The sequence below is a fragment of the Corallococcus sp. CA054B genome, from assembly GCF_003611625.1.
Taxonomy (GTDB): Bacteria; Myxococcota; Myxococcia; order Myxococcales; family Myxococcaceae; genus Corallococcus; species Corallococcus coralloides.
Genome location: NZ_RAVY01000126.1, coordinates 19,632 through 29,623, shown reverse-complemented (window position 1 = coordinate 29,623; position 9,992 = coordinate 19,632). Strand labels below are relative to the sequence as shown.

Genomic DNA, 9,992 nt, shown 5'->3' with positions numbered 1-9,992 from the left:
CCACCTGGACGAAGGCCCCCGCCGCCACGCTCATGACGCCGCCGCCCGCGCCGGTGAGCAGGTCGAACCCGGCCTCCGCGATCCACCGCGCCAGGGGGACGACCCACTCTTCGTGAGAGTGCGCCCCGGAGCCGAACACTCCGATGATGCGGCGGTGTCTGCGCATGACTGCGTCCTCCCCGAAAACCTGGAACTACGTGAGCCCCTGTTCCATGCGAATCCCCGGCCAACGCCGCAAGGGCTCACGGACCGGCGTGCGTCCTGGCTCCCGTCCACCCGTGGAAGGTGCGCGGCGCGAGCGTCGGCCAGCCGTCGCTTCCCTCCTCCCGGAGCGCCAGACGTTCCCGCACGACCCGTGATGTCGGACCCCTCCTCTACCTTCCTCGCAGGTGAGCAAGGAGGCTGCCCATGTTCGACGCCTGTGGAGGTTGTGAGCGCCGTGGCACCGCCGGAGAGGTGTTCGACTGGTGCGCGCACTGCGAATTGTCCCTGTGCCCCGGCTGCCTCCAGCGCGGCTGCTGCGGCAGCGTGCCCGCGGACTCCGGAAGGGGCGCCCCCAGGGAGCTGCCCGACCCGCCACCTCCCGAGCGGGAGGTCCTCCCGGAGGACTTCGGGGGCCGCTGCTGCACGCACGCCCGCGCGGTGGCGTGCTCCTGCGCCTTCCACTGGGTCTGCACGCGCCACGGCGACCTGCACGTGGGCACCCACGACTGAGGGCGTTGACACACGGGCGGCCTGTCCACGAGGTTTCCGCCTGCTTTCAGGCATTCCCGCCCGGACACAGCACGGAGCACGAACACCATGGGTCTCGCCGAACGGTCGGAACTCGCCGCGCTCAAGAAGGACGCCCTCGACGCGAAGGTGACGGAGCTGAAGGAGGCCGCGGCGGGCGCGGACATCCAGGTGACGCTGGACGAGGCGAGCTTCACCACCGTGGCCGCCATCCAGATGCTCCCCAACGGCGTCTTCGACCGGCTCATCGACGACCTGAAGTCCGTCTGTAGCGACGCCATTGGAAAGCAGGCCGTCCGGGAAGGCATCCAGACGTTGCACATCGTCCACAAGGAGGCGCCGGGCTTCACGCTGGAGCTTTCGGGCGGCACGCTCACCCTGCGCGCGAAGGTGGACGGCTCCCTCGGCGAGGACCTGCCGGGCTACGGCCAGTACCGGGCCTTCCTGCTGAAGACGCTGTAGGGCCGCGCGGCTTCACGGACCGGAGGGACGCTTTGTCAGCGGTGTCCTCCGGCCCGGGTCATTCCGTCCGGCTCAGGGCACGTCCAGCGCGACGCCCTGCCCCGGAACGGCCATCACCCAGCGGACGACGTCCGGCTTGCCGCCGCAGGTGACGCGCACCTCGAACTCGCGCCCCGCGGGCATCTGGCTGGACAGGGGCGTCTGGCCCTCCAGCACCTGCGAGCCGAGCGCCACGCGGCAGCCCTGGGCACCGGTGACGCTGAGCGTGCCCCGGGCCTCCGCCTGGGGCGGGGCGTCCGCGAGCGTGCGCAGGTCGATGTGCTCCGACTTCGGCACCTTGCCGAAGCGGTGCAGCTTGCCGTCCACGGCCGTGGAGATGAGCCAGCCGGAGGTGCCCTCGGGCAGGCCCTGGCTCGCATCCAGCCGGACGCCGGACACGTAGACGCGCTCGCCCTCCTGGGCGTTGCGCACCTCCACGCCGCCCTTGGGCAGCAGGAACACCAGCGCGAGCCCCGCGAGCACCAGGCCCACGGTCTGGAAGCTCTTTCCTCGCGACACGCTCCGGTCCACGTCCTGGGCGTTCTTGATGCTGACGTCGTCGCGCCGCAACCGGGAGCGCTCGCTCCGGGCCTGGAGATAGGACACCCCACCGCCCACCAGCAGCACCCCGCCCACCGTCGCGGGGATCCACGCGCGGCTCCGCACGGTCGCTGACGTGGAGACCTCCGGCGCGGTGGGCACGGGTGAGGCGCGCGTGTCCGGGGACGTGACGGGCTCAAGCGGCGCGGTGGCCACGGGCGGAGGCACGCGCACGTCCTGCTTCGCCAGCTCTCGCAGCGCCTGCTGCCGCACGGCCTCGAAGCGCTGCTCCACCTTCGGCGAGACCTTCAAGGGCAGCTCCGCCCCGGGCTGGAGCAGCAGGGCCACCCGGAAGGCGGCGCCGGAGGACTCCGTCCGGCCCAGGTCCGCCAGGATGACGCCCTCGTAGAGCGCCAGGAGCACGTCGTCCGCATCCCCCGAGGAATGCCGCCGGGCGCGGGACAGCTCCGCCAGCGCGCGTTCGTATTCGAGCTCGTCGTAGAGCTGGCGCGCCGCACCCACGTGCGTCTGGAAGGGCCCCGGTTCCTCGGCCCGTGCCCCGGAGGGAACGAGCACGAGCCCCACCCCCAGAAGCCACGCCAGCACGAGCCTTCGCATCTGGAGCCTGAAGCCACATCCCTGCGCGCGCATGAAGTCCCCCCGTCGTCGCGAGCCCCGACTCTACAGGCGAGCACACACGGCAAGTGAACCCCTTTCATCTCCGGGTAGGCACTCCCCATACACAGGGAAAGAGGCCTGACGGAGCGCGCGCTCATCTAGGGTGCGCGAAACGGCCTCTTCGTTCCCACGTCCGTGAGCCCTCCATGCGCGCGCCTTCCGTGATGCGTCTTGTCCTGCTGTCCGTGCCCCTCTTCTCCGCGCCCGCGTGGGCCATCGAGCGCTGCTCGTTCCAGGGCAAGCCCATCAACCTGGACAACGGCAACTCCACCGCGAACCTCACCGGCACCGTGCGGTGCGTGGACGAGGACACGAAGAAGGAGACGCACACCGTCTCGTTCAAGAACGGCAAGCAGGACGGCTGGGAGGTGCGCCGCTGGTCCGACGGCCGCGCCGTGGAGCAGGAGTACAAGGCCGGCAAGCGCCACGGCGGCTTCAAGCGCTACGAGGACGGCCGGCTGGTGGAGACCAGCCATTACGTGGACGACAACGAGCAGGGCGAGTCGCTGCGCTACCACCCCAACGGCAAGGTGTCCCGGCGCGTGGACCGGCAGCCAGAGGACGAGAAGAGCACCTACGCGGACTACGACGAGGCGGGACGGCTCACCAAGGCGGGCTGCGGCCTGCGCTCGTCGTGGGAGGCGGGCCTGAAGGACTGTGTCTGGAAGGGTCCCTCGCCGCTGGTGTTCTTCCATCCGAACGGCCAGAAGCGCGCCGTCATCCCGCTGAAGAACGGGCGGCGCGAAGGCGTGACGGAGCTCTTCGACAAGGACGGGCAGCGCACCGCGACCAACGCGTACTCCGCGGGCGTGCTCGACGGCGTGAGCACGCGGTACGCCGCCGGGAAGGCCCTTACCTCCACGACCTGGGTCCAGGGTCAGCGGGAGGGCGATGAGACGGAGTTCTTCAACGACGGCGGCAAGAAGCAGGTCGTCACCTGGAAGGACCGCCAGCAGGTGAAGCGCGTGGAGTACTTCCAGAACGGCGAGCGCAAGCATGAGCTCGTCGTGACCGGGGACCGCGCGGTGGAGTCCTACTTCGAGGACGACGGCTCACTGCGCGAGCGGCGGAATCTGATCAAGGGCGACTTCCACAACGGCTTCGACCCCGACGGCGTGACGGAGGCCTTCTTCCCGGACGGCGGCACGGAGCGCCGCGAGCACTACGTGAAGGGCAAGGCGGAAGGCCGGCGCCAGGTGTGGGCGGAGAACGGCACCCTCGTCGAGGATTCGCAGTGGACGAAGGACCGCGTCACCACGCGCAAGCGCTGGAACCCCGACGGCGGGCTCGTGGAGGACGAGGCCTTCCACGAGGACGGCTCGCGCAAGAAGAAGTAGCAGGCGCGCGAGGGAGCGCCGCCTTGACGGAGGATGACGGCAAGATTACTGCCATCATCCATCATGACCCAGAAGACGGAGCAGAAGCAGAAGTCGCATGACGCCATCCTCGCGTCCGCCGCCACGCTGCTCCTGGAGCGAGGCATCCAGGCCAGCTCCATCATGGACGTGATGAAGGGGGCCGGCCTCACGGTGGGCGGCTTCTACGGGCACTTCGACTCGAAGGAGCACCTGTTCACGGAGACCCTCCGGAGCACCGCCCGCACGGAGTGGAACGCGCTCCTGCGCAAGGCGAAGGAGGACGCGCCGGACGCGCCCGCGCTGAAGGTGCTGGAGCGCTACCTGTCGCGCAAGCACCGCGACGCCGCCACCCCCACCTGTCCCCTGCCCAGCATCACCGCGGAGGTGTCGCGCGCGGGGGAGCCCTACCGGGGCGGGCTGGAGGCGGAGCTGCAGGAGTTCGTCCGCTCGTACGCGGAGCTGCTGCCGTCCGGGGCGCGGCGCCGGGAGAAGGCGCTGGCCGCCATCGCGCTCATGTACGGCGCGCTGTCGCTGGCGCGCGCCGTGCGCGGCACGAAGCTGGGGGACGAGTTCCTGGACGCGGCCAGGAAGCTGGGCGCGGAGCTGCTGGCGAAGGAGGGGGCCTGAAGCCAGCCCCCTCCCCGGCTCACATCAGTCGCGCTGGATGGCGCCCTTCGGGACCAGGATGACGACCTCCTTGCAGTCCGAATAGATGATGGAGTTCATGGACTGGTAGTTGTGGGTCGTCTTGCCGCCGTTGCGCACGATGCCCATGTCGTTGCCCTTGGAGCCGCCGCTGTAGTCCCAGCCGTGGCGCGACTGGAAGATGATGGCGCCGTCCGGCACCTTCCCGTCCGCGACGAGCTTGCGGTACTGGTCCGCGGTGACGACGTTCGCGGTGGCGTTGCCGTACGGGCTCTTGATGGCCTTCTGCTGGGCACCCGGGAACGGGATGGACTCCCAGCCGTTGCGCAGCATCTGCGCCATGCCGCCGCGGGGGTTGTTCGGGTCGTTGCCCGTCGCCGCCGGCGTGTTCGGGATGCCCAGCCGGGTCATGTTGTCCAGCGTGGTGCGCACGCAGTAGCCCGTCTGGCCGTTGTTCAGGCGCGACGTGGCCAGCTTCTGCAGCGTGGGGTCGTTGGTGTTGATGCGGACGCCGTTGCCCAGCACCGCGCCGTTGTTGTTCGTGCCCTGGGTGTTGGTCGTGCCCTGGGCGTTGGTCGTGCCCTGGGTGTTGGTGGTGCCGCCGGGGCGGTTGCCCTGCAGCGCCCGGAACGTGTCGGGGCCGACCTGGCCGGCGTTGTTGCCCGCCCGCACGCCGTTCGCCCGCTGGAAGTCCTCCACGGCCTTCTTCGTCACGGGGCCGAACTTGCCGTCCGCCGGGACGCCCAGCATCTCCTGGATCTGCTTCACCGCCGGGCCCTGCATGCCCTCGCGCAGGTTGTTGCCGCCCGCCGTCACCTGGTCCATCGAGGGCGCGGCGCTCCACGTCTTCGCCCCCGGCCGCTGGGTGCTGCTCGCGGGCTCGAAGGTGTCGGCGTTCCGCGACGGGCGCGTGGGAGTGTTGGTGTTGGTGGTGCCGGCGTTCGTCGCGGCACCGCCGAAGTGCGGCGCCAGCGCCTGCGCGCGCGCCCAGACGTCGTTGGAGTAGTCATTGCCCGTGGTGCCCTGGTCCATGCCCGCCAGGGTGCGGACGTTGCCCGGACCGGAGTTGTACGCGGCCACCGCGCCACGAAGCTGCTGCGCCTCGGACCAGTCCGGGTGCGCCTTCTTCATGTCGTTGACGTAGCCCTTGAGGATGCCCGCCGCCTGGTCGATGTGCTCGGCGCTGGTGGGGCCACCCTTGGTCGTGTGGTAGCGGTGATCCACCTGCATCACGCCAAAGCCGTTGCCGCCGTCGCCGTGGCCCGTGCGGTCCAGCGCCGCGCCCGCGCGCGACTCGCGGCTGGCGATGGCGGCCAGCAGCGCGGGGGGCAGGCCGTGCTTCGCCGCCGCCGCCTCGATGTTGCCCTTGTACTGCTGCAGGCGCGCCAGATCCGTCTGCGCCATCTTCGTGGACGCCGCCACACCCGGCTGCAGCCCGTCCTGCCGCGCCGTGCGCGCCGAGGCGCCCGTGGGCTGGTACTGGGACAGGATGGCATTCGGGTTCGCGCTGGTGCGAACCGCGCTCGTCGTCAGCGCCTGGGAACGATTCGAATAGACAGAGTTCGTGCGCTGGGACGTGGTCGCGGAGAGGCTCATTCGGGGATTCCTCGTTGGAGGCTGTGATTCCTGCCCCGATTATCCAGACCCCTCCCCGTGAGTTGCGTGAGATCTGGAAATAAAGATCTAACAGTTTAACCAGTGCGTAATTTTCCGCTCAAACTTGTCTGGATTGGGTGGCTCGTCACGAATGGGCAACGATGACACCCCGGGTCTGCGTGGCTTCACAGCCATTGACCCGGGCTTTTGGTGAAAAAATCCAATCACACACCACGAATGCAAACGGGGCCTGTTCCCGTGAAGGAACAGACCCCGTGCGGCGCTACAGGTCTGTGACGCGGTGGATCAGACGAAGGGCACGCCCGGGATGTCGTCCGGGATGAGGTCGTCGAGGAAGTCCTTCACGCCGTTGAACGCATCCCCGGCCAGCTCGCCCACCTCGCCGCCGAAATCCGCCAGGGCCCCGAGCGCTTCCTTCGCGCCCTCGATGCTCTTCTTCGCCAGGTCGCTCAGGTGGCCGACGGCGGCCTCCGCCAGCTGCCCGCCCACGCCGGCCAGGTCCTTGAGCGCGTCCACGCCCGCGTCACCCAGGTCCGCCACGGCGATGAGCAGCTCCTTGCCGCCCTCGGAGAGGTTGTCCTTCCAGGCCTTGGCGACGTTCTTGAAGGACTCCACGCCGTCCTTGAGCAGGTCGCGGGCGAAGCCCTTGGCCCACTCCAGACGCCGGCCGCCGAAGTCGATCATGTCCTTGAGGGCGCCGGCCGCGGCGTTCGCCAGCTCGCCGCCCTTGCGGGCCAGGTCGGACAGCGCGCCGCCCACCCACTCGCCGGCCTTGGTGAGCGCCTCGCCGGGGTTCTCCGCGATGTACTTGAGCGTCTCCACGGCCTTCTCGCCCGCGTTGGCCAGGCCCTTCACCAGGCCCTCCGCCAGCTTGGCGCCCGCGGCGCCCAGGTCCTTCACGGACTCCCAGGCCTTCTTCGCCAGCTCGCCGCCCTTGGCCAGGGCGTCGCCAATGGCCTCCTTCGCCTTGGCCGCGGCCTCGCCCGGGTTCTGCGCCGTCCAGGCCAGCAGCTCCAGGCCCTTCTCGCCCAGCTCCTTGGCCTTGTTCACCGTGTTGGAGACGAGCGTCGTCGCCCCGTCGATGAGCTCCCTGGCCTTCTCCTTCGCGGCGCCGGTGAGCTTGTCGTAGCCGGCCTTCAGGTCGTTCAGCGTGGAGACGGCCTGCTTGTAGAGCGCCTTGCCGGCGTCCGTGGCCAGGTCCAGGCCGGAGTTCACGACGCTCTTGATGCCGTCGAGCGCCTTCTTCGCGGCCTCGCCCGGGTTCTGGGCGATGTACTTGAGCGTCTCCAGGCCCTTCTCACCCAGCTTCTTCGCGCCGTCGATGACGTTGTCGAGGACCTGCTTGGCCTCCTTCGCCAGCTCGCCGCCCTTCTCGATGGCGGTGTTGAAGGCCTCCGTGGCCGCCTTCACCGCGGCCTCGCCGTACTGGGACGGGTTGCGCACCACGTCCGCCAGCTTGTGGATGACCTTCGCGGCCCCCTTGAGGCCCTCGCCGGCCAGCTCCGCCTGGGACACGCCCACGAACTCGGCGGCCTTCACGGCGCCCTTGGCGGCCTTCTCCACGCCCCACTGGATGAGCTGCGCGGTGCCTTCCGGCCCGTAGTACGCGGCCATGTGCGCCAGGCCCGCGGGGCCCTGCGCCGCGGCGCCCGCCAGGTTCACGGCCTTCATCCAGTCCGGGGCCTTGTAGCCCTTGGGGTCGGCCTCGTACTTCGCCTTCTCCTGATGGAAGCCGATGTCCATCGCCAGCTCGGCGGCGCCCAGCAGCACGCTGGCGCCCACGTCCACGGCCACGCCCACGCCGGTGAGGTCCAGCGCGATGCCCAGGCCCGCGTCCGCGACGTTCAGCGCCGCGGCGGTGTGCGCGAAGTAGCCCAGGTCGTTGTTCTTGCCGTGCAGCTCCAGGGATTCCTTCTCGAACTTCGCCGCGTCGATGGCGTTGGGCAGCGCGCCCGCCACCGGGACGACCTTCGCCAGGTTCTTGAAGACCTTGCCGGCCACGTCGGCGGTGATCTCCACGCCGATCTTGCCCAGCACCTTGTCCATGACCTTGAGCCCCTGGCCCACCAGCTTGCTGCCCGCCTTGTCCAGCAGCGGGCCCAGGGTCTTCACGGTGGTGTTGAGCGCGTCCGCGCCGAACTTGTCCGTGAGCTTGAGCAGCGACTTCACGGCGGCGGAGTCCATGTCCGTCACCAGCTTGGAGACGATCTTCGCCGCGTCGTCGTCCAGCTTGCCCGCGAGCTTCGCGAACTGCTCCGTGGTCTTCGGATCCGACAGGACCTCGTTGAGGACCTTGTGCTCCATGCCGCCCAGGGCGCCCACCAGCTTCTTGCCGGCCTCGGCGTCCACCTTGCCCAGCTGGCCCACCAGGTTGTCCAGGGCCTTGGGGTCGGTGATGCCCTTGAGCGCGGCCTCCATGGACTCCGGACCGCCCAGCCTGGTGGCCGCGGCCTCCAGCTTCTTCAGCTGCTCCGGCGTGAGCTTGGACGCGAGCTGGGGGTCCAACCCCTTCACCTTCACGTCGGCCATCCGCGCGCCCTGCTGGGCCACGTCCGTCGGGTTCTTCACGCCCGCGTTCTTGAGGACGTCCGCGAAGGCCTTGAGGTCCTTCTTGAGGTCGGGCACCTCCGCCAGCAGCTGCGCGGCGGCCAGCGCCTTGTCCTGCGTGGACGCGTTGGGGTCCACCAGGGTGATGGCGGCGCCCGCGGCGCGCAGCGACCCGTCCAGCTTGCGCAGGTCATTGGCGAGCGCGGGGAACTTGTCCCCGGCGAAGTCCTTGAGCGCCTTGCCCAGCTCCAGCGTGGCGGTGGCCTTGTCCGTGGCGGAGGCGTTGGGGTCCGTCCACTTGCCAATGGCCCCCACCAGCTTCTCCGCCGCGGGCAGCCCCTTGAGCGTGGTGTCCAGCACGCCCTTCAGGTCCTCCGGCGCGAACGTGTCGCCGGTGACCTTCGCCAGGGTGAGGGCCGCCTGCGCCTTGTCGACCTTGCTCGCCTTGGGGTCCGTCAGCTTGCCCAGCGACGTGAGCGCGTCCGAGTTGGTGGCCAGCTTCGCCAGCTTGTCGTCCTGGACGCCCAGGCGCTCCAGGGCGTTGGGGACCGTCTCCGGGAACTGCGAGGCCAGCTCGCCCAGGGCGGTGGCCTTCTCGGAGAAGGAGCCGGTGCCCAGCTTGTTGAGCGAGTCGTAGGCCTTCTTCAGGTCCTCCTTGCTCTTGTCCTTCAACTCCGGGAAGAGCTTGGGCAGCTCCTCCGGCTTGTCCGGCAGCGCCTCCGCCTTGGGCGGCTTCGGATCCGCCGCCGGAGCGGCAGCGTTGACGTCGGCCCGCGCCGGGACCGCGCCGTTGGCATTCCCCGTCACCGGGCCGCTGAGGGGACGCGCATGGCCGCCAGTGGTGCCCAGCGGCGTGGCGAACGGGTTGGTCGTCTCCCCCGTCAGCCGGTTCACCCCGTTGCGGTTGTTCTGCGCGCCGCCCGAGGAGAACCCGTCATTGAAGAGCTTCACCGTGGGCTGCTTCGTCTGCTGCTTCGCGGCGGCCTTCGCGGCGGCTTCGGCGGCGGCCTTCGCGGCGGCTTCAGCGGCGGCCTTCGCGGCGGCGCGGGCAGCGGCCTCGGCGGCGGCGCGGGCGGCGGCTTCGGCGGCGGCGCGAGCAGCAGCGGCGGCGGAACCATCAATGGGGGTGGTCATGAGCGGAACTCCTACCTTTTCGAGAATCGAGAAAGTCCCCGGGATTCTCTACATTTCAAGTCGAATGTTGCCTGACTCCCGGCAATCACGTGAATCCCGGAGCGATGCAGGCGATACGCCGGTGTCGCTCGACGGGTTACATGGATCGCGCGGGTTCCTGATGACGCAGGATGGCATAGCGGACGCTATGGATTTTCCAGGGGACGCCCCGCTCCTGTCCGGCCGCGTCATGCCCTCCAG

Annotated in this window: 7 protein-coding genes and 1 pseudogene; 4 read left to right on the top strand and 4 right to left on the bottom strand. The window is 69.7% G+C overall.

The window, feature by feature from the left end; all coding sequences use genetic code 11:
• Nucleotides 1–166 (bottom strand): annotated as a pseudogene (locus tag D7V80_RS26770) (molybdenum cofactor carrier protein); the annotation flags it as partial.
• 242 nt (nucleotides 167–408) lie between these two features.
• Between D7V80_RS26770 and D7V80_RS26765 the strand changes: the two are divergent.
• Nucleotides 409–714, top strand: coding sequence for a hypothetical protein (locus D7V80_RS26765; RefSeq protein ID WP_120590853.1), 306 nt, complete (start codon nucleotides 409–411; stop codon nucleotides 712–714).
• Nucleotides 715–801: 87 nt separating this feature from the next.
• Complete coding sequence (locus D7V80_RS26760) at nucleotides 802–1,194, top strand: hypothetical protein (RefSeq protein ID WP_120590852.1); 393 nt, start codon at nucleotides 802–804, stop codon at nucleotides 1,192–1,194.
• 72 nt (nucleotides 1,195–1,266) lie between these two features.
• On the opposite strand, the gene D7V80_RS42330 is transcribed toward D7V80_RS26760, so the two are convergent.
• Nucleotides 1,267–2,391 (bottom strand): tetratricopeptide repeat protein, encoded by a 1,125-nt coding sequence (locus tag D7V80_RS42330; RefSeq protein WP_199738866.1) that lies wholly within the window; start codon nucleotides 2,389–2,391, stop codon nucleotides 1,267–1,269.
• A 206-nt stretch (nucleotides 2,392–2,597) separates the two neighbouring features.
• On the opposite strand from D7V80_RS42330, the gene D7V80_RS26750 reads away from it, so the two are divergent.
• Both D7V80_RS26750 and D7V80_RS26745 read left to right on the top strand, forming a co-directional pair.
• Nucleotides 2,598–3,788: a toxin-antitoxin system YwqK family antitoxin gene (locus D7V80_RS26750; protein ID WP_120590851.1), complete on the top strand. Its 1,191-nt coding sequence runs from the start codon at nucleotides 2,598–2,600 to the stop codon at nucleotides 3,786–3,788.
• Nucleotides 3,789–3,851: 63 nt separating this feature from the next.
• Nucleotides 3,852–4,436 carry a TetR/AcrR family transcriptional regulator gene (locus D7V80_RS26745; RefSeq protein WP_120590850.1) on the top strand — a complete coding sequence of 195 codons (585 nt, stop codon included), beginning with the start codon at nucleotides 3,852–3,854 and terminating at the stop codon, nucleotides 4,434–4,436.
• 24 nt (nucleotides 4,437–4,460) lie between these two features.
• Here the strand turns inward: D7V80_RS26745 and D7V80_RS26740 are convergent, their stop codons facing one another.
• Nucleotides 4,461–6,050 (bottom strand): peptidoglycan-binding protein, encoded by a 1,590-nt coding sequence (locus D7V80_RS26740; protein ID WP_120590849.1) that lies wholly within the window; start codon nucleotides 6,048–6,050, stop codon nucleotides 4,461–4,463.
• 306 nt (nucleotides 6,051–6,356) lie between these two features.
• Nucleotides 6,357–9,752, bottom strand: a complete 3,396-nt coding sequence (locus tag D7V80_RS26735; RefSeq protein ID WP_199738865.1) for a Dauer Up-regulated — start codon at nucleotides 9,750–9,752, stop codon at nucleotides 6,357–6,359.
• Nucleotides 9,753–9,992 lie beyond the last annotated feature (240 nt).